23 protein-coding genes are annotated in these 25,686 nt (G+C 62.0%); 10 read left to right on the forward strand and 13 right to left on the reverse strand.

Translation table 11 applies throughout. The features are described 5' to 3' along the window. The first annotated feature begins 239 nt into the window (after window positions 1-239). From VES88_07890 to VES88_07920, 7 genes are all read left to right on the forward strand, one after another. On the forward strand, window positions 240-1,343 hold the full coding sequence (locus VES88_07890; GenBank protein ID HYN81406.1) for a hypothetical protein: 1,104 nt from the start codon (window positions 240-242) through the stop codon (window positions 1,341-1,343). A gap of 64 nt (window positions 1,344-1,407) precedes the next feature. Further along, window positions 1,408-2,490 carry a hypothetical protein gene (locus VES88_07895; protein ID HYN81407.1) on the forward strand — a complete coding sequence of 361 codons (1,083 nt, stop codon included), beginning with the start codon at window positions 1,408-1,410 and terminating at the stop codon, window positions 2,488-2,490. Window positions 2,491-2,779: 289 nt separating this feature from the next. Continuing rightward, entirely contained in the window at window positions 2,780-4,285 is a 1,506-nt protein-coding gene (locus VES88_07900; GenBank protein HYN81408.1) for a class I SAM-dependent methyltransferase, read from the forward strand. Between the two features lie 61 nt (window positions 4,286-4,346). After that, window positions 4,347-4,832, forward strand: a complete 486-nt coding sequence (locus VES88_07905) for a GNAT family N-acetyltransferase (GenBank protein ID HYN81409.1) — start codon at window positions 4,347-4,349, stop codon at window positions 4,830-4,832. Beyond that, a complete protein-coding gene (locus VES88_07910; GenBank protein ID HYN81410.1) occupies window positions 4,798-5,388 on the forward strand; it encodes a thioredoxin family protein in 591 nt (196 codons plus the stop codon). Before VES88_07905 ends, VES88_07910 begins: the two co-directional genes overlap by 35 nt. A gap of 93 nt (window positions 5,389-5,481) precedes the next feature. Continuing rightward, window positions 5,482-6,003 (forward strand): SRPBCC family protein, encoded by a 522-nt coding sequence (locus VES88_07915; GenBank protein ID HYN81411.1) that lies wholly within the window; start codon window positions 5,482-5,484, stop codon window positions 6,001-6,003. A gap of 126 nt (window positions 6,004-6,129) precedes the next feature. Beyond that, entirely contained in the window at window positions 6,130-7,098 is a 969-nt protein-coding gene (locus VES88_07920; protein HYN81412.1) for an acyl-ACP desaturase, read from the forward strand. A 498-nt stretch (window positions 7,099-7,596) separates the two neighbouring features. On the opposite strand, the gene VES88_07925 is transcribed toward VES88_07920, so the two are convergent. Next, window positions 7,597-8,166, reverse strand: coding sequence for an HD domain-containing protein (locus tag VES88_07925; protein HYN81413.1), 570 nt, complete (start codon window positions 8,164-8,166; stop codon window positions 7,597-7,599). A gap of 371 nt (window positions 8,167-8,537) precedes the next feature. Between VES88_07925 and VES88_07930 the strand changes: the two genes are divergently transcribed. Beyond that, on the forward strand, window positions 8,538-9,131 hold the full coding sequence (locus tag VES88_07930) for a hypothetical protein (protein ID HYN81414.1): 594 nt from the start codon (window positions 8,538-8,540) through the stop codon (window positions 9,129-9,131). Window positions 9,132-9,200: 69 nt separating this feature from the next. After that, a complete protein-coding gene (locus VES88_07935; protein ID HYN81415.1) occupies window positions 9,201-10,367 on the forward strand; it encodes a threonine synthase in 1,167 nt (388 codons plus the stop codon). Between the two features lie 53 nt (window positions 10,368-10,420). Here the strand turns inward: VES88_07935 and VES88_07940 are convergent, their stop codons facing one another. From VES88_07940 to VES88_07990, 11 genes are all read right to left on the reverse strand, one after another. After that, on the reverse strand, window positions 10,421-12,565 hold the full coding sequence (locus VES88_07940) for a TonB-dependent receptor (protein ID HYN81416.1): 2,145 nt from the start codon (window positions 12,563-12,565) through the stop codon (window positions 10,421-10,423). A 77-nt stretch (window positions 12,566-12,642) separates the two neighbouring features. Further along, window positions 12,643-13,974 (reverse strand): tetratricopeptide repeat protein, encoded by a 1,332-nt coding sequence (locus VES88_07945; protein HYN81417.1) that lies wholly within the window; start codon window positions 13,972-13,974, stop codon window positions 12,643-12,645. Then, entirely contained in the window at window positions 13,975-14,580 is a 606-nt protein-coding gene (locus VES88_07950; GenBank protein HYN81418.1) for a DUF4331 family protein, read from the reverse strand. A gap of 10 nt (window positions 14,581-14,590) precedes the next feature. Further along, window positions 14,591-15,313, reverse strand: a complete 723-nt coding sequence (locus tag VES88_07955) for a DUF4331 family protein (protein ID HYN81419.1) — start codon at window positions 15,311-15,313, stop codon at window positions 14,591-14,593. Between the two features lie 137 nt (window positions 15,314-15,450). Next, a complete protein-coding gene (gene queE, locus VES88_07960) occupies window positions 15,451-16,083 on the reverse strand; it encodes a 7-carboxy-7-deazaguanine synthase (GenBank protein HYN81420.1) in 633 nt (210 codons plus the stop codon). Next, a complete protein-coding gene (gene queC, locus VES88_07965; GenBank protein ID HYN81421.1) occupies window positions 16,080-16,790 on the reverse strand; it encodes a 7-cyano-7-deazaguanine synthase QueC in 711 nt (236 codons plus the stop codon). Before queC ends, queE begins: the two co-directional genes overlap by 4 nt. A gap of 28 nt (window positions 16,791-16,818) precedes the next feature. Continuing rightward, window positions 16,819-18,540 (reverse strand): methyl-accepting chemotaxis protein, encoded by a 1,722-nt coding sequence (locus tag VES88_07970; GenBank protein ID HYN81422.1) that lies wholly within the window; start codon window positions 18,538-18,540, stop codon window positions 16,819-16,821. Further along, a complete protein-coding gene (locus tag VES88_07975; GenBank protein HYN81423.1) occupies window positions 18,537-19,634 on the reverse strand; it encodes an ABC transporter substrate-binding protein in 1,098 nt (365 codons plus the stop codon). Before VES88_07975 ends, VES88_07970 begins: the two co-directional genes overlap by 4 nt. 63 nt (window positions 19,635-19,697) lie before the next feature. After that, window positions 19,698-20,078 carry a DUF393 domain-containing protein gene (locus VES88_07980; protein HYN81424.1) on the reverse strand — a complete coding sequence of 127 codons (381 nt, stop codon included), beginning with the start codon at window positions 20,076-20,078 and terminating at the stop codon, window positions 19,698-19,700. Continuing rightward, window positions 20,075-21,178, reverse strand: a complete 1,104-nt coding sequence (locus VES88_07985; protein ID HYN81425.1) for an agmatine deiminase family protein — start codon at window positions 21,176-21,178, stop codon at window positions 20,075-20,077. The genes VES88_07980 and VES88_07985 overlap by 4 nt, the downstream gene beginning before the upstream one ends. Then, window positions 21,175-22,089 carry a carbon-nitrogen hydrolase gene (locus VES88_07990; protein ID HYN81426.1) on the reverse strand — a complete coding sequence of 305 codons (915 nt, stop codon included), beginning with the start codon at window positions 22,087-22,089 and terminating at the stop codon, window positions 21,175-21,177. Before VES88_07990 ends, VES88_07985 begins: the two co-directional genes overlap by 4 nt. 129 nt (window positions 22,090-22,218) lie before the next feature. Between VES88_07990 and VES88_07995 the strand changes: the two genes are divergently transcribed. Continuing rightward, window positions 22,219-22,797 (forward strand): DUF1003 domain-containing protein, encoded by a 579-nt coding sequence (locus tag VES88_07995; GenBank protein HYN81427.1) that lies wholly within the window; start codon window positions 22,219-22,221, stop codon window positions 22,795-22,797. Here the strand turns inward: VES88_07995 and acnA are convergent. Further along, complete coding sequence (acnA, locus tag VES88_08000) at window positions 22,794-25,580, reverse strand: aconitate hydratase AcnA (GenBank protein ID HYN81428.1); 2,787 nt, start codon at window positions 25,578-25,580, stop codon at window positions 22,794-22,796. The two genes, VES88_07995 and acnA, sit on opposite strands and share 4 nt — an antisense overlap. Between the last annotated feature and the right edge of the window lie 106 nt (window positions 25,581-25,686).

Here is a 25,686-nt window from a genome sequence, read left to right on the forward strand (position 1 = left end):
GCGCCGGAATCGCCGGGCAGATTTCCGTTCAACCTTCAGGTTCAACGCTTCGGTTACTTCTTCAGTATCCAATCGAGCAGGAGTGGAAACTCCAATCGCGGAGGTTGCTCCAAGTCCCTGATGAATTCGCCCGGCTTGCGGTCGTAATCTCCGCTCGCGTGCAACTGTGAGGAGCCAGGTTGCGATGAAATAATCCCACGCGGTTCCGTTAAAGCTTCGTAAACCGACAAGGAGCTACCATGGTCCCGCTAAAGTCAGCTGGTGCAGTTCTTACAACGTGCGCGTTGCTGATCGCAGCATGTACGGCGTCGGACGCGGTCGCGCCCGTATCGCGAGACGTCTCGCCCGCGCTAGCCCGAGGCGGGGGCGGCGGCGGTGGAAGTGCTCCCGGATACACGGTGATCGACATCGGCACACTGCCGGGTCACTCGACGGCTAGTGCCCAGGCGGTGAACGACGCGGGTATGGTCGTCGGAACGAGCAGCGGTTCGTCCGAGGTGGTCGCATTTGTGTGGCACAACAACGTGATGACGCCACTGACCGCCGCCGGCATCCCGAGTGTAGCGAACGACATCAGCAACGGCAGCAGCATCTACGCGGTCGGCTGGAAGTCCGTGGACGGCAACAGCCGTGGAATGCGGTGGCGGCTCGAAGGGTCGCCATTGACGGTCGTCGAGGAGCTCGACGTCGAGTCAGCCGCCGGACACCCGCAGGGTATGAACGATCTGGGCGACGTCATCGGGAGTCGCATTCGCCTGAATGACGGAACCGTCATCAGTCCCGATCTGCCGGAGGGATTCACTTTCCGCTCGGGTGTGGACATCAACAACGCGGGGCACTCGGCGTTCAACCTCAAGGGACCGGCACGGCAGGCGCGGGCGTACCTGCGATTGGCCTCGGGACAGATGGTTATGCTGGAGCCGCCGGCGAACATGTCTGCTGACACGAGCGTGGTCGGCGCGATCAGCGAAGCGGTTGTCGATGGCTCAGGGCGCACCGTCGTGTACGTCGCCGGAAAGATTCAACACACGTCGAGCGAATGTACTCCTGTGCGGTGGACCGTCGACGTCGGCGGAGGATCTGTCATCGCAACGGAGACCTACTCCGTAAGCGGCAGCGCGTGGGGCGCGAACTCGCTCGGACAGCTCACAGGAACGTACGGGGCACGCTGGTCTGTTTCGGCATTCGTCTGGAGTGGAAATCAGTTCACGACGCTTCCCATGCCCAAAGGAGTGAAGAACGGCAAAGGCTACGGCATGAGCCCCGGCGGCCGTTACATCGCCGGGCAGGGGGAAAAACAGCTGAAGAACCGCGCATTGCTCTGGACGACGGTTCAGAACTGACGTTCGGAAATCTTTGGCGCAATTCCGTTAAAGCTTGGTCAACCACTGAAGAGGAATGCTCTTTATGAAGCGCGTCGTCGCATCACTTCTCATCAGCGTAGCAGCTGCCGTACTCGGCGCGTGCAGCACGCAGGAAACCGTTCTGGCCCCCAGGGATCCTGCACTCGCGGTTCGCGAGGCACGCGGCACATCCACGAGCTACACCGTCACACAGATCGCGTTGCTACCCGGTCATCGCGAGGGATTCGCGTGGGAGGTCAACAACTCCGGACAAGTGGTGGTTCAGAGCAACTACTGGCCCGAATCCGGGCTCATTCAGGGTCACTGGTTCATCCGAGCGAGCGGACAAAACCACATGATAGGCGCGGTCGTGCGGGGAATCAGCAGCGGTCCCGTGACATACCTCGCCGGCTCCAATGGATCCGAACCTCTGCGCTGGAGCTTTGATCCGAAGACGGGCGTGAGCGAACCGACAATGCTCGATTTATCCGGGGGCGGATTTGCGTCGGCAGTGAACGACAACGGCGACGTGATCGGAAGGATCGGTTACGCAGCGGGTGGAGGAGACGCGGCAATCTGGATGATCGACGGCACTCGTATTCTGGTGCCGAATGTCGATCCTTCGCTGTACGAAGGTGTCGAGGGACGCGATATCACTAGCGCGGGCGACGCGGTCATTCAGTTCCACGACAACTCAGGCTTGCACAGAGGCTACGCACGCATTGCGAGTGGAACGCCTGTCGAGCTTCCACCGTTGACGGGACACGTGTCTACGCTGGTGCGCGGGATCAGTGAACCGGTCTCAGGCAAAGTGTACGTCGCCGGAACGAGTGACGATCGGAACGGCAACTATCGGGCTGTGCGGTGGACGATCGATCGCACGAACGGGGCGATCATTGCTCGTGAGGTGATGTCCGACCGTAGCTATTCCAATGCGATGGCCGACGATGGCACCATCGCCGGTGATCTCTCCGGCAGCGCCAACACAACTGCGTTCGTCTGGAAGCTGACGGGTGTGACGACCCTGAAGACTCCGAAGGGCAGCAACTCAGGCCGTGCGCACGCCATAAGCGGCGACGGGAAGCACGTTGCTGGCGACGCGCTGTCCGGCGGCTACAGGATACCGATCTACTGGACCGCGCCCTGAGTCGCCGGAGCAGCTGTTGTTGTGAAGCTTTCCTCCGGCTCGAGTTCGTAACTGCAGATCGGCGCCTGGGCGCCGCCGCGAGGCGTGACGGCTTCTTCGTTATTGATTTGCAGTAGCCGGCGCGAGCGTCTCCTTAAACACCTCGAGCGCAAGCTCGACCTTGCCGAATGGCGCCGAGCGGCTTGAAAACAAACGCAAGCCCATACAATCATTAAAAAAAGAGACCGCTCACACCTGCTACGGCCGGGTGCTTGCGATGAGTCAAATGTTGTCTCCGGGGAGGGAACACTTGTCACCAGACGCCAACATGTCCCAGCCGCAGTCATTCGAATTCGGCGATCTCAGCGTGGGGCAGCAACCCGCCGTGGAGTCACTGCCGCCGCGAACGATCCACAGCTTTTCAGCCGCGGAGGATCGCGAGCCCCACCGGCCGGATCCGAGGGTTGCACTGAGTCAGGAAGTGGTGGATGCGACGTTCGGCCCCATAAGGGAGCGACACTTTGCAGTCCGCTACTGGGATGGCACGTTCGAGCCCCCTGGAGCCTGTTCGACTCCAGAATTCACGTTGCGCTTCGAGCGACCAGGCTCACTGCGTCGAATGCTGCTGCCAGCCTCAGAGCTATCGATCGTCGAAGCTTTCCTCTCCGGTGACGTCGACATCGAGGGGCATATGGAGGCGGCGATGTCGCTCGCGGACGACATCGGCAAGCGCGTGCAATCAGGCAAAGCCTTCGCACGGCTGCTTCCAAAGCTGATTGCACTGCCGCGCGATGCGAGCTCGGCTCCCAGCGAGGTGAAGGGCACCCGTTTCTCCCGAGGCGTCAAGCGACTGCTTCTCAACTGGCGCCCGGGCGATGAAAAAGCAATTCAGTATCACTACGACGTGAGCAACGACTTCTATCGGCTGTGGCTCGACCCGCAAATGGTGTATACGTGCGCGTACTTCACCCGCAGCGACGACGATCTCGCGACTGCGCAGGTAGCGAAGCTCGATCACATCTGCCGGAAGCTGCGGCTCGAGCCGGGAATGCGGTTCCTCGACGTCGGATGCGGCTGGGGAGCGCTCATCATACACGCCGCGGAGAACTACGGCGTCGAGGCGGTTGGCATTACCCTGAGCGAGGCACAGGCGACACTCGCGAAACAGCGCATTGCGGCAGCGGGCTTGTCCGACAGGTGCCGGGTCGAGCTGCTCGACTATCGCGATCTCGACGGAAAGCCGCAGTTCGACCGAGCGGCTTCGGTGGGGATGATGGAGCATGTTCGAGAGGATCTGCAACCCGGCTATTTCGACGCAATTTACAGAGTACTCAAGCCGGGCGGGCTGTTCCTGAATCACACCATCGTCAGCGTCGCACGCGCTCGTCCCATGTCGATAGTCGAGCGTGCGAAGGCGCATCTGTGGAGGCGTGAGGGTTTCATCCGCAAGTATGTCTTTCCGGAGGGCAGGCTGGTCCCGGTATCGCATGTAATTGCCTGCGCCGAGAGAGTCGGATTCGAGCTGCGCGACGTGGAGAGCCTGCGCGAGCATTATGCAATAACATTGAGACACTGGATCAGGGAGCTCGAGAAGCACTCATCGGAGGCGATCAGGATCGCGGGAGAGCGTACGTACCGCGTGTGGCGTCTGTACATGTCGAGCGGCGCGCACGGGTTCGCGGTTGGGCGGATGAACCTGATTCAAGCGCTGCTTGTCAAGCCGGATAAGGAAGGACGATCAGAGATGCCCCTCACCCGCGATTACATGTATGCGAAGGGCTCGCAGCTGAAGATCACGGACAGCGCTGCGGCGTGAGGTGTAGCAGTCGTCAAGGCGGTCGCCGCGGCCAGTCGTATATTGTGGCCGGAGCATACGGATGACGACCAGAACGAGTCTCACCGAACTGACGGTAACGTGGCAGTGCTGCCCGTTCAACGAGCTCACGGCGGGGGAGCTGTACGCGGTGATGGAGGTGCGCCAGCGCGTCTTCATCGTCGAGCAGAAGTGTCAATACCTCGACGCAGACGGCGCCGACCATTTTGCCCATCATCTCCTGGGTTGGCGCAACACACCCGATGGGTTATTGCTGGCCGCCTACGCTCGGCTGTTCCCTCCAGGCGTGAAATACCCCGAGGCTTCGATTGGCCGCGTACTGACGCACCCTGCTGCGCGAGGTACTGGACTGGGCAAAGCGCTGATGGTGGAAGCACTCCAGCGAATCACCGACGCCGGCTGGGGGCAGCCAATCCGCCTGGCTGCGCAATTGTACCTCGAAGGCTTCTACGAGGATTTCGATTTTCGCCGAGTTGCCGACCCGTACCTCGAAGATGGCATCTGGCATCTGGATATGCGTCGTCACTGAGGGCGGGATGCTGAAAAAGCGATTTCTTGCAGGCGAGACGTTTCCGGAGTTTCTCCAGCGGCCGAAGAAGAACAGTGAGCTGTGGGACGCACTCTACAAGCGCGCGAAGCTATCTGACGATGTCTACCTGCGGGTAGCCCGACTTCGGCGGCCCTGGCATCTCCTCGTCCTCAGTGAAGACTGGTGCGGCGACTCGCTCAACACTCTTCCTGTAATCGCCCGGCTCACCGAGAAGACACCGCTCATCGACATGCGCATCATTGGGCGGGATGCGAATCCCGATCTCATCGCTTCGCATCTCGCCGGTTTGTCGCAGTCCATTCCCGTGATCATGGTGCTCGACGACGACTTCATCGAGCATGGCTGGTGGGGCCCGAGGCCGGGGGAGCTCCAGGCATGGGTGACGGAGAGCGGTCTCGCGCTTCCCAAGGAGGAGCGATATCGTCAGGTGCGCATGTGGTATGCCCGGGACCACGGCCAGACAGCCGTCCAGGAGCTGCTCGAGATCATCGCGAAGGCGGAAGCAATGGAGGATCGTGCAGAAACGGCTCGCTGAAATTGTTGACTATCTCCAGGTCACGCGTGCGCACGTGCGAGGTGACGGAAGGCGCCGCCGAATCCGCGCCAATCCTCTGATCCGGAGAGCGACATGCTGAAGTGGCTTGGCATAATCGTCGGGGTGATAGTCGTGCTCGTGGCAGCGGTCTTCATAGCCGGTTCGATGATGCCGCAGAACCACACCGCTTCACGCACAGCCCAGCTGTCGCAGCCACCGGAGAGCGTATGGACTGTGATCACGAACATTGACTCGTTTCCAAGCTGGAGAAACGATGTCGCAGTCGCAGAGCAGCTTCCTTCGCGCGACGGCAAGGTTGTGTGGAGGGAGACTTCACGAAGCCGGAATGCGCTGACGTACGAGGCAGAAACCGCAGAGCCACCGCGGCACCTCGTTACGCGAATCACCGACAAGGGGTTGCCGTTCGGTGGAAGCTGGGATTACATGATCGTTCCCGATGGTTCGGGCAGCCGCATTACGATCACCGAGCACGGCGAGATATACAACCCGATTTTCCGGGTAGTCTCCCGTGCGATGGGACACACCTCGACCATCGACGCATACCTTAAGTCGCTCGCAGGGAGGCTCGGCGATAGCTACACTCCGCCGGGCTGACGAGGCTGACCGCTGGCAGACTTGATGCAAGCCGCCGCAATGTGCATATCTAGAATGGCCCCCCCTGACCAGCCGGTCGGGGGGCGCTCGACTCTGACGACCTGATCTGGAGAAGCCGATTTGACCGTGCAAACCGCCGACACCGAAATGCTTTCGAAGATCGAGGTTCTCGCTGACCTCGAAGCTGTGGTGGCTGATCTCATGCGGACGCACGAAGCGAAGCGTATCCTGTGGTTCCCCAGCGAGATTCTCGATCCTCCTCCGGACGAAGATCCCGAACGACATCGTCGCGAGCTGAGAGAACGCGCAAAAGGCATCAGCGAGCCGGCCAGAGTTGCTCTCGCGCTCAATCTGCTCACGGAGGAAGGATTACCGCATTTCCACCGCATTCTTGCCGTATACCTGGGCGACGACAGCCATTGGCAAACGTGGACCAACCTGTGGACGGCGGAAGAAGACCGTCACGGCGTGATTCTTCACGATTACACCCGCGACGCGGAGGTATTCGACCGCGTTGTGATCGAGAAGATGCAGTTCGACTACATGCGCGCCGGGTTCGCTCCGGATTGGGATCGCGATCCCTATCGCGTTTTTGTCTATACGTCGCTGCAGGAGCGCGCCACGCAGTTCTCGCACGCGAACACAGGTAAGCTCGCTTCGGAGACGGAGCCGACGATTGGACTGGTGCTCTCCAACGTTGCGAAGGAAGAGGCGAGGCACTTCACGTTCTACAGGTCGGTGTTCAAGGCGGTGCTGGAGCGCGACCCGAACCAGGCACTCGAGTCGGCGGCGAAGATAATGCCGGCGATCGACATGCCCGGTGTGAATATGCCCCACTTCCGCGAGCTCGCCGATGTGGTGCGCCGAGCGGGTATCTACGGACCGCGGGATTACCTGAAGATCGTCGAGGAGCAGATCAAGTTCTGGGCGATAGACAAGCTCACCGATCTGAACGACGCAGGCCGCAAGGCACAGGAGAAGATCATGGGGATCCCCGCCAGACTCGAGCGAATTGCCGGGGTAATGGAGGCGAAGACCAAGCCCAAAACCTATTCGTTCGACGTGATCTTCCGTCGCGAATTCGTAATGGAGTGAGCTGCGCGCCGCGATTCGGCGTGTACTTCGTTACAACTGAGTATTTCTGCGCGCCGGCGGCCGCCGATGATGTCCTCCCGGCTGCCGCTTGCCTCCGCAGTCTACGGAGCCCGACTCTTCGCTGCGGCTCCCTCCGGGAGCCGCGGCTTCGATGACCGTCGGTCTCCTCGCAGCGAAGCAGGCGGCCCCGGGAGGACATCATCAGCACCCGCCTGTGCATCGGTGTCGTTGCTAACGACAACCGACACGCGTGTGCGCGAAGCTCACTCGGTCGTCCGCGAAGTCGCGCCGGCGTTCAGCCGTACAGCGTCGGCGCGGGAAAAAAGTATGGGGACGGGTGCGAGGTGTCTGCGGCGGTAGCGTCGCAAGCTCCGAGGAGACCGATGGCTTTCGAAGCCGCGGCTTCTGGAAGAAGCCGCCGCGAAGAGTCGGGCTCCGTAGAGTGCGCAGCGCTAGCGGACGACGCGGACACCTCGCGCCCGGCCAGCGCCAGAATGATCAGGTCGGGTCGCTCGTCACAGGAATTCCGGCCAGGCCGATGTCGTCCGCTACGGATTGCATGGCGCTGATCACGAACGCGATGTGAGACTCCAGCTCGACCCCGAGCTCCTCGGCTCCGCTGATCACGTCGTCCCGGCTCACTCCGCGAGCGAAGGCCTTGTCCTTCATCTTTTTTCGCACTGACTTCGCCTCGACCTCGTGCACGCTCCGGCTCGGCCGCACGAGTGCCGTGGCGGTTATCAGTCCTGTCAGCTCGTCCACAGCGAAGAGCGTCTTCGCCATCGCCGTTTCTCTCGCGACGCCGCTGTATGTCGCGTGGCCCAGTATCGCCTGAAGAATATCCTCCGGGTATCCACGGCTGCGCAGAATTCGCACGCCCTCGGCCGGATGTCCCTCGGTCGGTGAATGCTCGGCATTCGGGTATCGCTCGTAATCGAAGTCGTGGATGAGCCCCGTCGTACCCCAGCGATCGGGGTCCTCGCCGAACTTTTCCGCGTAGGCGCGCATCGCTGCTTCCACTGAGAGCATGTGCTTCCGGAGCGAATCGCTTGCCGTGTACTCGCGCATCAAAGCGAGGGTCTCCGTCCGCGGAGGGAATGGATTATCAACCAATCGGGTTCTCGCTCAGCATTTCCTGATTCCCGGGAAGAGGGCAAAGCTCACCGACGCGGCAAGCTGAAGCAAGAGCAGTGTAATCAACATCAGCATGACCGGATTGGAAGCCGTTGCCTGCGGCAAATGGCAGCATAGGGCGATTTTCCCACGTTGACGCGGACTGTTCGGGGAATTACCCTGTTGTACAGATTCCAGGTGGAAACGCCGACGGCGATCAACGATCCGCTGGTCAGCCTGTCTGCACGGTTTGAATCGAATTTTGCATAGCAAATTAGCCGCCGTCGGATTCTGTCACCAACCATTCCATTTTTCAGGGTACTCGCATGACTCTCCCTCGTATTCGATCGGGCCTGCTGCGCCACACTCTCGACAACCAGGTGCTCATATACGATTCTCGTGACGATCGAGTTCATCTGCTCGATCCCACGACGGCGTGCGTCCTGGAGCTGCTCGAGGAAGGTGGATGGACGAGCGAAGGTATCACGGCCGAGCTGGCCGTTCGGCTAAGTGTCGCCCCGAACGAGGCTTTCCTTCCTCTGGCTCTCGAAGAGCTGCGCAACGCAGACTTGCTGGAACCAACCGAGGCTTCGCCGGCGGCGCTTGTCGATGTCCCGCGCCGTGACCTTATTCGCAAGCTCGCGCTTACCGGAGCGGCGGCAATGCTTGTTCCCGCGATTGCGACGCTGTCGGCCACGAGGGCCTACGGCCAGGCGAGCCCCGGTGTGGGGACAGTTGCCTCGTGTCAGCCTTGCACGCAGGACGAGCAGTGCGCCGATTTCGCTGGTGACCCCACTAAGGGTTGTAATGAATTCAATATTTGCGGTCAGACCGGACAGGCGCCGCTCGGAGGAGCTTGCGGTCCAGGTGGGGCACCGAACTGCTGCACTGGGAGCTGCAGCGGGGGTACGTGCATCTAGAGACACGGAATTCGGAAGCATATCCACACGCCCCGTGCTCGTCGGACGGGGCGTTTTTATGTTACCGCGATGACCAACGTCACCCATATCGAATGCTCGGCCTGCGCCGCGAGCTACGCCGCGGGCCAGCTTCACAATCTTTGTACTGCGTGCGGCAAGCCGCTTCTCGTCCGCTACGATCTTGCCAGGGCGTCGAGATCGCTCACCCGCGATTCTCTCAAATCGCGCCGCGCCGATATGTGGCGGTACCGCGAGGTGATGCCTGTCGAGAACGACGCGGACATCATTTCGCTCGGCGAAGGCTGGACGCCGCTTCTGCGTGCTAGCCGGCTGGGTGCCGCGATTGGAATGAAGCAGCTGATGATCAAGGATGAATCCCTCAACCCGACGCAGAGCTTCAAGGCGCGGGGAATGTCGACTGCAGTCTCGATGGCCCTGGAGCTCGGCGTCCGCAAGCTCGCCGCCCCATCTGCGGGAAACGCTGGTGGTGCACTCGCAGCTTACGCAGCAGCCGCAGGACTCGAAGCGCACATCTTCATGCCTCGCGATACGCCGCGCGCAAATGTCGTCGAGTGCGAGCAGACGGGTGCGCACGTCACGTTGATCGACGGACTGATTACGGACTGCGGACATGAAATCGCGCGAAGAAAGGATGCCGAGGGATGGTTCGACGTCTCGACGCTCAAGGAGCCGTATCGTGTCGAAGGGAAGAAGACACTGGGATACGAGCTGGCGGAACAGCTCGGCTGGCGGCTGCCCGACGTGATCGTCTATCCGACGGGAGGTGGAACGGGACTGGTGGGGATGTGGAAAGCTTTCGCGGAGATCGAGTCGATGGGATGGATAGGATCGGAGCGTCCGCGAATGATCAGTGTCCAGGCATCCGGCTGTGCGCCAATAGTACGCGCATTCGAGTCAGGCTCGAGTCACGCGGACGAATTCCCCAACCCGGCGACTATTGCGTCGGGCCTGCGCGTTCCTAAAGCCATTGGAGACTTCCTGATCCTCGATGCTCTACGGACCTCAGGCGGGACAGCCGTTGCCGTGTCTGACGAGGAGCTCCTCGCTGCTGTTGGCGAGATCGGGCGACACGAAGGATTGTTCGTCGCACCCGAAGGTGCGGCGTGCCTGCCCGCAATTCGAAAGCTTCTCGAGCGCGGCGAGATCGAGCGCGACGAGCAGGTGGTGCTGTTCAACACCGGCGCAGGAATCAAGTACATCGAGGCCATGCGGTAGCGTTCCCGCGGTGCGGATTATGCCGAAATAGCCCAGCGTTCCACGCGCATGTCTCATCGGGCCGCGAGCCCAAGGGTGAGACCGACAAAGACAGTACGCCCGGCCGCAGGCTCGAAAAACTTCCCGCGCGCCGCGTTCACGCTCAGCGAGGGCGAGTACGCCCGATTGAATAGATTTTGAATGCCTGCTACGACTGATGCCGCAGGCAGCCCGAACAGCCGCTGCGCCCCGCCGCGCAAATGGACAACCTGATAGGATGGCGCCCGCGTCGAGTTCGCATCGTCGACGAACGACCGCCCCGCCGCCTCGGCCTCGATGACGCCGAATACCATCCCTCGGGAAACCGTGGTGCTTGCCTGCCCCCGATGAATGGGAATCCCCGGAATCCGGTTTCCGTCGAACACGCTCGAATCGGTCACGAAGCGCGCGAACCGGAAATCAGAGTAGCTGTACGAGCTGCTGAATACGACGGAGCCTGCGTCAACCGAAACTCCCAGCTCGCCACCGCGACGATTGGTCCGGCCCGCATTCCGAAAATAGCGCCGCCCTCCGCTGCCCAGAATCTCGTAGGGAACGAGCTCGTCGCGTACGCGCGTGCTGAACAACGCGACATCGTAGAAAACCGAGCGACCGATGCCCCCTTTTGACCCGAGCTCATAAGTGGTCGATTTCTGTGGTGCCAGGTCCTGATTGATTCCGGCACTGCCGTCGGGATGATTGCCGAGCTCGGTTGCCGTGGGAGTCTCGAACGCGGACGAGATGTTCGCGTAGATCGATCGGTTGGTTGCGATTCTCGACACCATTCCAACGTACGGCGTGACTGCGTGGAGCGTTCTCTCGCCGGAATCATCGGGATTCGCGCCGGCAATGAGCCGATCGCGCACTTCGAACTTGACATTGTCTGCACGCAGGCCGCCGCTCACGCGGAAGCGCTCGCCGAGTCGTATCTCGTCATTCAGGTATGCACCCACGCCCGAGACGATCTCCCGCTGATCCAGAGTCAGACTCCCGCGCTCGGCGCCGAGTACCGGACACGAAGGCGTCGATGTAGTCGGCGGCGGGTTGTCGTTGCAGTTCGTGAAGTTCCGCCGCGAGTCGTTCTGGCCCTGCAGATCGAAGCCGACGGTCAGCCTGTTCGGCCACGCTGCAGCGAAAATGTGAGTGAAGCGCCCGCTTGCTCCGAAGGTCCGGCGCCCGAAATCCACCACGGCGAAAGTCAACGGATTGTAGAGTGATCGCCCACCGATATAGACAGACGCGGAAAGCTCGTTACGGGTGAGCAGTCTGTTGGCCGTCAAGCCAACTTGAACCTGCCGGACTTCTTTACGCGCCAGCTTGTTGACCGACGGCTGGTCCGCTAGCCTGGGGTTCGACTGAAACTGCGCCAGTGTAAGCGCCCCGGGGTTCTCAGCGAGTCCAAGGTCCAGAGCGAGCACCTGGACGGCGTAATCAGTTCCGCCGAGAATCGCGCCAAGCCGGGCGAATCCGCTTGTCGAGCGCTGGCGCGAATAAATGCGAAACCCGCCATTTCGCGTGAGCGACGCATCAGCCTGGTAGTAAGCCGGTCCCGAGATCCCTCCTGCTTTGATCGTGGTGCGCGACGACTCGTAGTCACCCAGCCACTGCCGTACCTCGCCGGCGAACTTTGTCGGCGGTGGAGCTGCGGTCCGCAAATCGATTACGCCTCCGGACGCGTTTCCGTAGAGTGCCGATGCGGCGCCGCGAATTACTTCGATCCGATCGACGGATTCGAGACTCAGGTAGTCGACAGGTGTCTGCCCGTCGGGAAGAGTCAGCGGCATTCCGTCGCGGAGGACGCGCACGCCGCGCACGCCGAACGCAGATCGCGCTCCGAATCCTCTGATGGATATGCGCGGATCCTGAGATGGATTGGTGCGGTTGACGGCCGTAAGCCCTGGGACCAGCGCCAGCGACTCGTCGAGTGCGGTGTGCCGCTGTCCGGGGCGCGCGGAGTCGGGGCGGAGGACACTCATCGCGAACGGTGCGTCGAGCGGAGATGTGCTTCCTCCTCGCGTAACCGTGATCACGACAGGATCGAGCGTAGTTCTCCGCGGTGCGACGGAATCGGACGCGACCGGCGTAGCTGGAGGAGGCACGCTCGTCGAATCCTGGGAGCGAGCCGTCGCGGCGGAGCCGCAAAGTGACGCGACGACAAGAATGCGCCATCGCCGGATCATCTTATCGCACGGTCTTCATCTTGTCCGAAATGTATACGGGTACGTCGCGATGTCGCGGGCGTCGCACCGATCAGACGTTATCGTCCCAGCTCCCGGTCGAGCGAATCGAGCACGGCGCGTGCGTCGCGCGCTTGTGTAGGATCGAAGCTCGGATTCACCTTCAAGGCTTCGCTGAGGGAATGCCGTGCACGTGGGGCGTCCCCAAGAGCGAGCTCGATCATTCCAGCGTGATAAAACAAGACTGCGTCACGAGTGCCGAGCCGGCGTGCCTCATTCATGGCAGCGCGCGCCTCCGCGTTGCGACCGGCCTTGTGAAGCGCCCACGCGACGAGATCGTAGCCGTAGATGTCCTTTCGCGTCTCGATCTCCTTCTGAGCGTTCGCGAGGACTTCCGGAATCCGCCGATTGCGATCGAGCAGGAACATGCTCGCGCCTCGATCATGACCTCCGGGCGCGGCGCGGGCGGCAGTCTCCATCCTTCTGAAATAATCCTCAGCGCGGACGTCATCCCCCAGCGTCGCATATGCTTCGCCAATCGTTCCGAGCAAGCCCGGATCGAATTTGGCTGCGCTGGCTCTCTCCCCGTACTCGATTGTCTTCTTCGGGTTTCCAGCCATCGCCTCGAGATGTGCCATCTCATCGAGAAGGCGATAATCGCCAGGCTCGATCTCCAGACCTTTCTGGAACATCGCCCGCGCGCTGCGCAAACGACCATTCCGCAGGTCGATGTCACCTAGCCGCAGATAGAACCAGGCCAGCTGTTCTTTCGGGAGATTTCGCCGTGTGTGCGCTTCGTCGAGAGCGTCGGAGAGAAGCTTCCGCGCGTATGCCGTGTTGCCATTCACCTCGGCCCAGCGCGCGAGCCGCGCCGCGATCGAGAGATGGGTCCGCACCCCGTACAGTGAATCGAATGACTGCCGGGCGGCCGCGTAGTCGCCGAGCTCCATCTGAATTTCACCGAGTTGCGCGCGGTACTGAGGTACGGACGGATCGAACTCGACAAGATCTCTCGCAACCTGCTCGGCTTCGTGGAAGCGATGCTGAGCGACGAGCGCCGCGGTCAGAGTTACGAATGCCGGTCCGTTGCGATTTACGCGAAGCGCAAGCGACCGCCGCGCGTATTGCTCCGCCTGAACGTAGTTGTTGTCGTCGCCCGTCTCGCGCGCTCGCTGGAGGTAAAGGCCCGACAGCTGAGTAAGTGCGATGGCGCTCTGCGGATCCTGCTGCAGTGCAGTCGTCCACACACGGATCTGCGTGTCGCGCTGTGTGATCTCTGACATCGCGGCGGGCTCGCCTGATCCAGGCCGCGCTGCGGATGGCTCGAAGGCGCCAACCCTGCGCGCACCGAGCCATCCGCCTGCGACGACCAGGACCGAAACGCCGAGAGTCGCTGCGACGCGACGATTCATTTACGGGCGCGCCGCCTCGAGATACGGGAACGTCGCAGAGAAGCTTCTGACGCTCGGCCCCACGTTGTCCGACGTAAGTCCTGCGAGAACCGGCTGAACCGGATCGAGCGCATTTCCGAAAACGGCCGAGAGTCCGATGTCCACGACGTCGTCGGTGAGCAGCCGGCCGCCGTAGCCGACGTTTGGCTTGAGCGCCCACGTGAGCCACCCGACGTTGCCCGCGCCTGTGGCGCGATTCGGGAAAACCATGAGCATGTCAGGAGCGAGCACCGCACCCAGAGTCGTGATCGTCGTCTGCGTGCGATTCGGGAACTGTGAGACAAAACTCGAGATATGTCCCCTGACGTCGGTGCCGCCCTGGTCCACCGTCTTCGTATCGTCGACTGGCCCCTTGTTGTTGTGCAGCCCGTGGTCGCGCTTCGGGAAGAACACCTCGGACACGAGCGGATTGCCCAGCCGCTCGATCTGCGTATAGGTGCGGTTTGTGTCCACACCAGTGAGGCTTGTGTCGTCGTTGCAGGCGCTGATTGAAAGCGCGAGGGCCAGCGTGACCAGCCCGGTGATCGCGAGCCTCGGAGTCGCCGGGACGGTGTTGGTGATTTTCATGAGATCAGTCCTAGCGGCTGGTAGTGGCCCACACACCGAACTTTGCGTCGGCTGTGGTGGAGGAGACGAGCTGTGTTTTTGGAACTTCAATGACGATCGCAAGCGTGTTGAAAGGCCGGAGAAGGTCGACTCCCGGGCTTCGGAAGCTCGTCGCCGTTGGGGTCGCCGGCCCGGAGAGAGGGCCCGTCGCCGGCCGACGGTCCGGCAGGATCTTGAAGAACTGCTCGAGGTCGATGAAGAACGGGTCGGCCCTCAGCCCGGCAAATACCTGAACGCCTGTCGACGTGCCAAGCGCGGTTCCGACTGCGCCCTCGACCAGCGTGCTACTGTTCACCAGCGCGCTTCGCGTACCAATGACCGTGGGCGCGACCGGCCCGACGACTCTCACCTGTTGTGCCGCGCTCAGGCCGCTGCTGAAGGTGATCTGAAAAACGAGGTCTTCGACCGCGTCGCCCGTGTTGTCGATCTTGAGCTGATAGAGAAGATTCGGATCGAACGACGCTCCCGTTCCCGCAATCGGTGAAGAGGTGGTCATGATCAGCGCGACCCGGTCAGCCGTCGCTCCCGGAAACGCGTAGACATCGTTGATGTCCATCGCCGGATTCAGCTCGACTTCGGGCGTGTCCTGGTGATCGGACGCGAGCAGCGCACCGATGCCCGCGACGCTGGCCACAACTCCTGCGGCAACGACGATCGGCATGTATCGGCCGCGTTTCAGAAAGGTGTTACTCATTGATTCTCCGCTTCGGCAAAAAAGGGTGGTGGAGTAGCGCTGCGACTGCATCTGGTCATCGCCGCGGCGCGCTCGCGGAGGTAACCGGCTTTGTCAGGGTCTTCTACGACGTCAATGCGATCCCGGATTTATCGGATTTATCGGACGCCGAGAATCTTGTGGGTCTGCACGCTGAGCCGCCAGCGGGGGTGCGCCATGCAGTAATCAATGGCGAGACCGGTATTCTCGGCGGTGTGCGGCCCGTCCATTGGCTGAAGAAAGAAGTGGTCGAAGGAAAGCGTCTCGAAGTTCTCGGGCGGCGCATCCGGTTGCGGGTATACCAGTTTGAGCTCGTTACCCGCGCGCTGGACCAGAGGCGCGCCGGCCTTGGGGCTGACGCAGATCCAGTCTATGGTATGCGGAGCACGACGCGTTCCATTCGTCTCGATTGCGACCTTGAAGCCGCGTGACTGCATTGTCTCGATAAGCGGCTCGTCGAGCTGAAGGAGAGGCTCGCCCCCGGTGCAGACTACGAGCCGCTCCGAGTCGTCGTCGCCCCGCCATGCTCGAGCTACTGCATCGGCCAGCTCATCGGGCTTCTCGAAGCGGCCGCCGTCAGGTCCAATGCCCACGAAATCCGTGTCGCAGAATCTGCAAACGGCGCGCGATCGGTCTTCCTCGCGGCCACTCCACAGATTGCATCCTGAGAAACGGCAGAACACGGCGGCGCGTCCCGCGTTTGCGCCCTCTCCCTGCAGAGTGTAGAAGATCTCTTTGACGGTGTAGGTCAATGCGTCGCGCCCGCCGCATAAGTGGCAGGGTCGTTCGCGCCCGCCTCGCTGAAGCCGCGCAGGCGGAGCTGGCACGCATCGCATCGCCCGCACGCCTCGCCGTCCGCGCCCGGATCGTAACAGCTGATGGTGATCGAGTAGTCGACGCCGAGCTTGAAGCCGAGCTCGATGATCTCGCGCTTGGACATCCCGATGAGCGGAGTACGGATTCGAATCGCCGGCTCGCCTTTGGCTTCGACGCCGGCACGAGTGGCAAGATTCGCCATCCGCTCGAAGGCCTCGATGAACTCGAGACGGCAGTCGGGATATCCGCTGTAGTCGAGGGCGTTCACGCCGATGAATATCTCGCGCGCGCCTCCGACTTCGGCAAAGGCAAGCGCGTAGGATAGGAAGATTGTGTTTCGAGCGGGTACGTAAGTGCTGGGAATCTCGTCGTCGTCGTACTTGAGCTCGCGATCCTTTGGTACAGGAATGTCCGCGGTCAGTGCGGAGCCGCCGAAGACACGCAGGTCGATCTTAGCGATGGCATGCTGGACGACGCGGTATCTGCGGGCGACGTTCGCCGCTGCGGACAGCTCCGCTGAATGGCGCTGGCCGTACTCAAAGCTCAGCGCATGAACGGCGTAACCTTCGCTTGTCGCCAGGGCGAGTACCGTGGTCGAATCGAGGCCGCCACTCAGCAACAAAACCGCTCGCTTGCGCTCCATGCCTTAAGATAAGCGCCCGGGGGTCGCGCTACGCAGCGGCCGTCTTTAGCTCCCCGACGAGTCCCCGAAGCTCTCGGCTTCCCTGCAACAGCTGGCTCGACGCACTTGTCATTTCCTCACAGGCCGCGCTCTGCTCTTCCGTTGATGCACTCACCTGCATCGCGGCGGTCGCCTGACCCTCAGCGGTGCGAGTAACCAGACCGAGATTCGTAACTGCATCCTCAACAGCGCGCATGTTGTGATCGGCCAGCGCCGTCACCGCCGCTGCGGCTTCGCGCGTTCTCTCGGCCGCGGCGACGATCGTCGTCAGCGCACTGTCGAGCTCGCGTCCCACGCGCTCGATCTCGAACACCGATGCGGCACTGTTCTCCATCGCCCGCGAGGTCGTCGTGACACGAGTTGTCACTGCCTCCGTCAACCTTACCACGTCATCGGCTGCGGCCTGCGTCTGCTCGGCCAGCTTGCCAACCTCCGTCGCAACTACCGCGAACCCTCGACCTGCCGGGCCTGCCCGCGCCGCTTCTATAGAAGCGTTGAGCGCGAGGAGATTGGTCTGCTCGGCGATGCGGCTCACGGAAACCACGAAATCGTTGATCTCACCCGCGGTTACCGTGAGGCCACTCACCTCGGCTGCCGCCTGCTGAACGCTGTCTCGAACCTCCAGCAGAATCGCCAGCGCGCGACCCATCTCTCCACGCTTTGCCTCGGCCTCAGATTCAATCGCTCCGGCCAGTGCATGTACTTCCTCTGCACCTCCGACCATTTCCCCGGCGCGGCTGCGGATCCCGTCGAGCGCGTTGTTGACCGTCCGTATCTGAAAGACCTGACTCTCTGCACCGTGAGACACGTCGCCCACCGCATTGGCAATCTGTCCCGCTGAATTGGAGATCTGGCGCGATGCGGTGGCAAGCTCGCCTGCAGAGCGAGCGACGTCGTCAGCGGTGGACACTGCACCGAGGACAACGCGCGCGAGCGACTCGCTGGCGTGATTCATCGCCTCCCCGAGCGTGCGAAACTCTGTCGGCAATCCCGCGGTGCGGGTGCGCACCTGAAGGTTTCCGCGACTCAGCTGCATCGCGTGCTTGAGAAGCATGCGGAGCGGCTTCCCGATTGCGTCCGAGGTTCGCAGCACGATTGCGATGGCGAGTATCAGTGCGCCGGCGATGACTGTGACCAGCATCGCCGACCGGCGGATCGCGTTGTTGCGAAGCGAATCGGCCGCGCGCGCGAACGCGAGATTGTTCGCGTTGTCGACTCTCTGAAGCTCCGTGAGCAGCTGACCAACCAGCCCCGCCGCAACCTGCGCTTGCGCAGCGGCTTCATCCGGCCGGCCAAGGTCGCTCAGACGGTGCGCGAGGGTGTAGGCGTTCTCGACCTCCGAGAGCTTCGCATCGACCATGACGGTGTTCGTGACCTCATCCGCAAGCTCGCTCCTGCGCGAGGTGAAGCTCCGGTGCATACGGTGTGCTTCCCACCCGAGGCGACGGAAATCAGCTGCTGACTTCTGACTGTAATCTCCGAGATACGACGTAGCAGCCTGTACCTCCTGCGTAATGGTGTGCGAGAAGCTGGCCGACTGCCTCGTGAGATCGTTCGCATGAGCGAACCGCTCACTGACCTCGCGTGAGATTCCGGAGATTGTCGCCCACCCGAAGACCCCGGCTGCGACGAGCAGCAGCACCAGAACCGCGAACCCGAGAGCGAGTGTCCGTCCGATGGAATTCGTGGGAAGCGCTGGCAACCTCATCATTGCGCGCTTCCCGTGCGGAGTGCCCCGTGACTGATACGCGCAACGCGGAAGCCCATGCCGAGTGGGTCTCCGCCGGGGCTGAAGTACGCGGGACCGGTGACGCCCTCGAATGGATGCTCCGCGTCGAGAGACGCGAGATAATCGCGAATTCCCGCGCGGTCGCTCCCCCTCTTTGCAATGGCGCGAGCGACGAGCATCGTCGCGTCATAGCTCAATGCGGCAAACGCATCGGGCACGACTCCGAACCTCTTTCGGAACTCCTGAACGAAGCGCTTCACTTCCGGGGCTGGATCGTCCGCGTTGAAAGAGCTGCCGACGTATGCTCCCTCCGATGCTGCGGAGTCGGACACGATGCTCTGCCAGCCGTCACCACCGAGGAAAACAGCTTCAAGCTGCTGGCGCTTTGACTCGCGCAGAATCGCGAGTGCCGCCTGGTCGCGACTTGCAACGAAGACAATTCCCGGTCGGCGCGACTTGAGGTAGCTGACGAACGGCTCAGCCTCGGTGAGACTCGCGTCTATGGGGTCGAAGCTGATCACAGTGCCGCGGAAGTTGCGACGGAACGCATCGGCCAGACCGCGCCCGTAAGAGTCGTTTTCGTAGAGAACGGCGGCCTGCTTCATGTGAGGATCGTTGCCGGCGATCTGCGACGCGAACTGGCCGAGCGTCGCGCCGTTCAGAGAGTCACTCGAGATCACGCGAAAAACCCACGGGGAAACGCCGGTGAGGTCAGGCGATGAAGCGCTGGTCGCCACCGCGGTGAGTGCACCGTGATACACACGCGCCGCAGCCATCATCGCACCGGAGTTCACGTGTCCGATCACAGCAAGCACCTCGGAGTCGCGCACGAATTCCTGCGCTATTGCCGCCGCACGCGTGCCGTCGGCCTCATCATCCCTGGCGACGAGGCGAAGGCGCGTCCCGCTAATGCCGCCTGCGCGGTTGATCTGCTCGACGGCGAGGTCGATTCCCCGCCGCGACATCACGCCGTAGCTCTCCTTCCAGGGTCCGGCCGCGCCAACGGTGTATGTCCCGCTCGTTCGCTCGCACGCGGCGAGCAGAAAGAGGGGGAGCGCAAATCGCGTGTATTTCAATCGTTTTCTCCCGGGGAGCGGCTGCAGACCGCCCGGGGGATAGACGAAGTCCCCGCGCGGGGGTCACGAGTGCAGCTTGCAGCCCAGCCTGTACCTATTTCGGGCAAAGCCGCGATACAGCCTCTCAGCGAGCGGGCGGGCGAACGGAATCGAGAATATCCACGAGATAAACCGGCCCTTGGGCAGTACGTCCAACAGCTGCTCGACAGCGGCAGCACCCTGCCACGTGCGGTTGTCCGCCGTGCGAATCACCTGCAGCGATTCTGCGTATGCGCCCGGAGGAATCCAGGGGAAGCGCTGCGGGACTGCGACATCGCGGGACGGTATGATCTCCAGCCGCTCGTCCATGTCTCTCCGCTGGAGGACGCTTACGATCCGGCTGCAGACATTGCAGCTGCCATCGTAGACAACGGTGTACTCGCGCTGGCCGACCTGGGCGGTCACTTCGTTCGCGGCGCCGGCTGCTGCTGAGTCAGACAGTGAAGCGTGCCAAGCCCCCAGACCAGGTCTACTGAATGAATTCCGACGATCTCCCTGACGGGAAATTCCGCCGCGATGATGTCGAGTGCGACCCGATCCATCGGGTCGTTGAACGTCGGCACCAGAACGACGCCGTTGGCGATGTAGAAATTGGCGTAGCTGGCGGGCAGGCGCTGTCCTTCCATCATCACCGGGCGGGGATACGGAAGCTTCACGACGCGAAGCGGCCGCTCCGCCGCGATCGCCTCGAGACGTTTCAGGTTATCGACTGAAGGCTTGTGATTGGCATCGCTTCGATTTTCCTCGAACGCGAGCAGCACGGTGCCGGGTGAAGCAAAGCGCGCGATGTCGTCGATATGTCCGTGCGTATCGTCGCCAGCGGAGCCCTTGCCGAGCCACACTGTTTCAGTTGCGCCGAGGTAATGCGCGAATGCCTCTTCGTACGACTCGCGCGTCATTCCCGGGTTGCGCACCTGGACGTCGCTCAGGAGCCACTCTTCCGTGACAAGCACGCGCCCCGCGCCATCCACCTCGATCCCGCCACCCTCGAGGACCAGCGGATTTCGATCGTCAGCCCGAAGAGCCTCGATACGCGGAAGTAGGGTAATCTGTTCTAGCGCCGCGCCGACCTCGTTGTCGAGTCGATAATTGTCGTATTTGGCCCAGGCGTTGAAGCGCCAGCTGACCATCTCGACGGAGCCGTCGTCGGTCCAGACGAAAGTTGGAGCCGAGTCCCGGAGCCATACACGGTCGGTGGGCACTACGTGCAGGCGGTATCCGTCCTCGGCGACGTGGTGCGCCGCGAGCATTGCCATGGCGGCGGCGCGGACATTCTCGTCGTTGCAGACAATTTCGACGCGCTCGCGAGTGTGGAGGGAACGGACGATCTCAGCGTACACCCATGGGATTGCGCCGAGCTTTCCCGGCCAGTCGGGCTCGTGATGCGGCCAGGCGATCCACGTGGCATCGTGCCGCTCCCACTCGGCGGGCATCGTGTAACGCGAGCGGGTGCTTCCCTCCGATTCGCCAGCCCGCGACATCGTCGCGGGCTTTGCGCCGGTCATCCTATGTAGCGATTGAGGATCGGCGCGTATGCGTCAATGCGGCGATCCCGCAGGAATGGCCAGTTGCGTCGCGTTTCTTCGATGAGCCCGCGGTCGCACTCGGCGACCAGCACAGCGGGCTTCCCGCCTGCCTCGGCGATGATTCTCCCGAACGGATCACACACGAAAGAGTGGCCGAAAAATTCGATTCCGTTCGTTCCCGCTTCATCTTCGTGACCGACACGATTCGGCGCCGCGACGAACACTCCGTTCGAGATTGCGTGAGCGCGCTGCGCCGTCCGCCATGCATCGAGCTGTGACTCGCCGAACTCCGCTTTCTCGGCCGGGTGCCAGCCTATCGCCGTGGGATAGAACAGGATCTCGGCGCCGAGCAAGGCATTGATGCGGGCCGCTTCCGGATACCACTGGTCCCAGCAGATCAGCACCCCGATCTTCGCGTAACGCGTCTTCCACACGCGAAATCCATGGGATCCCTTATGATCTCCGTCGTACTGGACGTGTGAGTCGCCGGGCGTGAAGTAATACTTCTCGTAGAACAGCGGATCGTCGGGGATGTGCATCTTCCGGTACACGCCGAGCAATGAGCCGTCGGCATCTATCACGGCCGCTGAATTCCGGTAGACCCCTGCAGCCTGCCGCTCGAAGATCGGCACGATGACAACGATCTCCATCTCTTTCGCGAGCGACTGCATGCGCTCGACCGTCGGCCCGGGGATCGGCTCCGCGAGGTCGAACCGGTCGCACTTTTCCGCTTTGCAGAAGTAGGGAGAATTGAAGAGCTCCTGCAGGCAGATTATCTGCGCGCCGCGGCCCGCCGCTTCGCGTATCCGGGCGACTGCGTGCTCGAGATTAGAGGCCGCGTCGGCGGTCACCGATTCCTGGACGAGTCCGATGGTGAATGGCGTGGTCATTGAAGTGAAAGGTGATAGGTTTATCCGGGCGCAGGAAGTAGCCGTGCGAGCCATCCGACGTACTCATTTCTTATTCAGTCAGCGTTGATGGAAAACGAGTCCAACCAACACGAGTCCGACCAACACTCCGTGGGCGAGACACCCGGCATCAGAGTCGGTGGAGAGCGGCGCTCGCGCCGCAGCGCCGCGCACACCAGCGCATTCCGCGCCATCAAGGCACGACACTCGGGCGATCGAAGCCGTATGGAGATTTTCGCGGCGCGACTGACTGATATTGCGAGCAGCACTGGTTTCTTCTTCTTCCACGTTTTCGCTTTTGCGGCGTGGATCATCTGGAACCTCGGGCTGTTCGGACTGCCCCAGTTCGACCCCTACCCGTTCGGTCTCCTGACGATGATCGTTTCGCTCGAGGCGATATTCCTTTCGACCTTTGTCCTCATGAGCCAGAGCCGCGAATCGGCAATCGGCGAGCTGCGGGAAGAGCTGACGCTACAGATCAACCTGCGCATCGAAGAGGAGGTGACGAAGACGCTGCACCTCGTCGCCGGCCTCTACACCAGGCTCGGCTACACCATGGGAGAGGATCCCGAGCTGCGCGAGATGTTGCGTCCGCTCGATCCCGAGCAGATCGAGAACGAGGTTACGGAGCAGATCGAGGAATCAATACCCCGCCTGCATTTCAAGAAAAAAGAAAATCGCGGCGCCTAGGCCGACACGAGCTGGCGCAGCACGTACGGCAGAATCCCGCCGTGCCTGTAGTAGCTCATCTCCTCCGGTGTATCGATCCGCGAAACAGCGCTGAACGTCTTGACCGTTCCATCGTCCGTCTTCGCCCTCACCGTGAGCTTGGCCTTCGGACGCATGTCCCCGGCGAGACCCAGAATCTCGTAAGTCTCGAATCCCGTTAATTCGAGCGTCGCGCGCGTCTCGCCATCCACGAACTCGAGGGGAAGCACGCCCATCCCGACCAGGTTCGAGCGGTGAATTCTCTCGAACGATTCGGCGATAACAGCGCGGACGCCGAGCAGCAGTGTGCCCTTGGCCGCCCAGTCGCGCGACGATCCGGTGCCGTACTCTTTGCCGGCGATTATCACCAGCGGCACGCCCTGACGCTGGTACTCCATCGAGGCATCGTAAATCGATGACGCGTCGCCTCCGGGTGTCGTCGTTGTCCACCCGCCCTCGGTTCCCGGCGCGAGCTCGTTTCTGAGCCTGATGTTCGCGAACGTGCCGCGCATCATCACTTCGTGGTTCCCGCGCCGTGCGCCGTAGGAATTGAAGTCGAGGGTCTTCACTCCCTGCGCGATGAGCCATTTACCCGCCGGGCTCGCGGCGGGAATCGAGCCGGCCGGAGAGATGTGATCCGTTGTAATCGAGTCGCCGACCATCGCGAGCGCGCGAGCACCCGCTATCGATCTCACTCCCGGCGGCGTGAGCGTCATGCCGTCGAAGAACGGCGGATTCTTCACGTAGGTAGAGGTTTCATCCCAGGCGTAGAGATCGCCCTCGGGTACGGGGAGGGAGCGCCAGCTGTCGTCGCCGCGGAAGACATTGGCGTACTGGTCGCGAAACATTTCGGCCTTCACCGAGCGCAGAATCTCCTCCTCGACTTCCTTTGGCGCAGGCCATAGATCCCGGAGAAAAACAGGCCCGTTCGTTCCAATACCGAGCGGCTCGGTGTTGAAGTCGATGTCCATCCTTCCGGCGAGAGCGTAGGCAACGACGAGTGGCGGCGAGGCCAGATAATTGAAGCGTGTGAGAGGGTTGATTCGTCCCTCGAAGTTTCTGTTTCCCGAGAGTACCGCGGCAACCACGAGCTTGTGCTCCTCGACAGCGTCGGCAATAGGCTGCGGCAGGGGCCCTGAGTTGCCGATGCACGTGGTGCACCCGTAACCGACGACGTTGAACCCGAGCTTGTCGAGGTCGTCCATCACGTTCGCTTTACGGAAGTAGTCGGTGACCACCTTCGAGCCGGGGGCGAGGCTCGTTTTCACCCACGGCTTCGTTTTCAGTCCCGCAGCAACCGCGTTGCGCGCGAGGAGTCCAGCCGCGAGCATCACACTCGGGTTCGATGTGTTCGTGCAGCTGGTGATCGCGGCGATGACCACTGCACCGTGACGCAGTCCGAACGACTCGCCGTTCATCGTCACCTGTACAGCCGACTGCTCGCCCGCCTGCTCCTCGTGATTTGCGGCGATCACCGTATGCGAAAGCTGTGGCGACGCGGCGACAGACATTGCCTGTCGCGCAGCCGCGGCGGCCGCCAGTGTTCCCGTCCGATCGAGGTCAGCGTGCAGCGCCTCGCGAAACATCGTCTTTGCGTGCTTGAGCGGCACGCGGTCCTGCGGCCGCTTCGGCCCGGCGAGGCTTGGCTCGATGCTGCCGAGGTCGAGCTGGAGCGTATCCGAGAAAACCGGATCGGGCGTATCGTCCGTGCGATACAATCCCTGGGCCTTTGTGTACGCCTCGACGAGCATGGCCTGCTGCTCGTCGCGCCCGGTGAAGCGCAGGTATTTGACCGTTTCCGCATCGACCGGGAAGAACCCCATCGTCGCACCGTATTCGGGCGACATATTGCCGATTGTCGCGCGATCGGCCAGCGAGAGTGACGACAATCCGGCGCCATAGAACTCGACGAACTTCCCGACGACTTTCTTCTTGCGGAGCTGCTCGGTGACTGTGAGCACGAGATCGGTTGCAGTTGCGCCGGGCGGCAGCTTGCCGTGGAGCTTGAATCCCACGACTTCAGGAATCAGCATCGATACGGGCTGTCCGAGCATTGCTGCTTCCGCCTCGATTCCCCCGACGCCCCAGCCAAGGACGCCGAGCCCATTGATCATCGTCGTGTGCGAGTCGGTGCCGACGAGAGAATCCGGATATGCGAGTGTCTCGCCATTCTCTTCCTGTGTGAAAACCGTCTTGGCGAGGTATTCCAGGTTTATCTGATGAACGATGCCCGTGCCCGGCGGAACTACACGGAAGTTCCGAAACGAGTTCTGACCCCAGCGCAGGAACGCGTAGCGCTCCTTGTTGCGCTCGAACTCCTTTCCGGTGTTGATGAAGTACGCCGCTTCAGTGCCGTATTCATCAACCTGCACCGAGTGGTCGATGACGAGATCGACCGGTTGAAGCGGATTGATCTTCCTCGGATCACCGCCGAGCTTCGCGAGGGCGTCTCGCATCGCGGCGAGGTCGACCACGGCTGGAACGCCGGTGAAATCCTGGAGGAGAACCCGGGCGGTTCGAAATGCGATCTCCTTCTCGACGTTGCCTCTCACGTTCCATTTGGCGAGGGCCTCGATGTCAGCCGGCTTCACGAACTTCCCGTCCTCATTGCGGAGGAGATTCTCGAGGAGGATTTTGAGGCTGAACGGGAGGCGGGCGGCGTTGCCGCCGGAGAGTGAGTCGAGGGAGTCGAGCCGGTAATACGTGTACTGCCGTCCGCCGACTTCGAGTGTCGTGCGGCTGCCGAAAGAATTCGGGTTTGTCATTTGTCTTTCTCTGGAACAGGCCGCGCCGTGCGCGTGCCGGTTGTTCGCGGAGCCACTGCCGGACTGTAGATAGTTCGCTCCGGCAGGCTACGCTAAATCTAGCACA

Source organism: Gemmatimonadaceae bacterium (assembly GCA_035633115.1).
Classification (GTDB): domain Bacteria; phylum Gemmatimonadota; class Gemmatimonadetes; order Gemmatimonadales; family Gemmatimonadaceae; genus UBA4720.

Excerpts from the sequence above, each read along its gene's own strand:
- queC (HYN81421.1), bottom strand. The coding sequence starts at position 16,790 with ATGGAGCGCAAGCGAGCGGTTTTGTTGCTGAGTGGCGGCCTCGATTCG.
- VES88_07970 (HYN81422.1), bottom strand. The coding sequence starts at position 18,540 with ATGATGAGGTTGCCAGCGCTTCCCACGAATTCCATCGGACGGACACTC.
- VES88_07985 (HYN81425.1), bottom strand. The coding sequence starts at position 21,178 with ATGACCGGCGCAAAGCCCGCGACGATGTCGCGGGCTGGCGAATCGGAG.
- VES88_07910 (HYN81410.1), top strand. The coding sequence starts at position 4,798 with ATGGCATCTGGCATCTGGATATGCGTCGTCACTGAGGGCGGGATGCTG.
- VES88_07955 (HYN81419.1), bottom strand. The coding sequence starts at position 15,313 with ATGAGTAACACCTTTCTGAAACGCGGCCGATACATGCCGATCGTCGTT.
- VES88_07925 (HYN81413.1), bottom strand. The coding sequence starts at position 8,166 with ATGCGCGAGTACACGGCAAGCGATTCGCTCCGGAAGCACATGCTCTCA.
- VES88_07935 (HYN81415.1), top strand. The coding sequence starts at position 9,201 with ATGACCAACGTCACCCATATCGAATGCTCGGCCTGCGCCGCGAGCTAC.
- acnA (HYN81428.1), bottom strand. The coding sequence starts at position 25,580 with ATGACAAACCCGAATTCTTTCGGCAGCCGCACGACACTCGAAGTCGGC.
- VES88_07915 (HYN81411.1), top strand. The coding sequence starts at position 5,482 with ATGCTGAAGTGGCTTGGCATAATCGTCGGGGTGATAGTCGTGCTCGTG.
- VES88_07940 (HYN81416.1), bottom strand. The coding sequence starts at position 12,565 with ATGATCCGGCGATGGCGCATTCTTGTCGTCGCGTCACTTTGCGGCTCC.
- VES88_07930 (HYN81414.1), top strand. The coding sequence starts at position 8,538 with ATGACTCTCCCTCGTATTCGATCGGGCCTGCTGCGCCACACTCTCGAC.
- VES88_07990 (HYN81426.1), bottom strand. The coding sequence starts at position 22,089 with ATGACCACGCCATTCACCATCGGACTCGTCCAGGAATCGGTGACCGCC.
- VES88_07950 (HYN81418.1), bottom strand. The coding sequence starts at position 14,580 with ATGAAAATCACCAACACCGTCCCGGCGACTCCGAGGCTCGCGATCACC.
- VES88_07890 (HYN81406.1), top strand. The coding sequence starts at position 240 with ATGGTCCCGCTAAAGTCAGCTGGTGCAGTTCTTACAACGTGCGCGTTG.
- VES88_07895 (HYN81407.1), top strand. The coding sequence starts at position 1,408 with ATGAAGCGCGTCGTCGCATCACTTCTCATCAGCGTAGCAGCTGCCGTA.
- VES88_07945 (HYN81417.1), bottom strand. The coding sequence starts at position 13,974 with ATGAATCGTCGCGTCGCAGCGACTCTCGGCGTTTCGGTCCTGGTCGTC.
- VES88_07905 (HYN81409.1), top strand. The coding sequence starts at position 4,347 with ATGACGACCAGAACGAGTCTCACCGAACTGACGGTAACGTGGCAGTGC.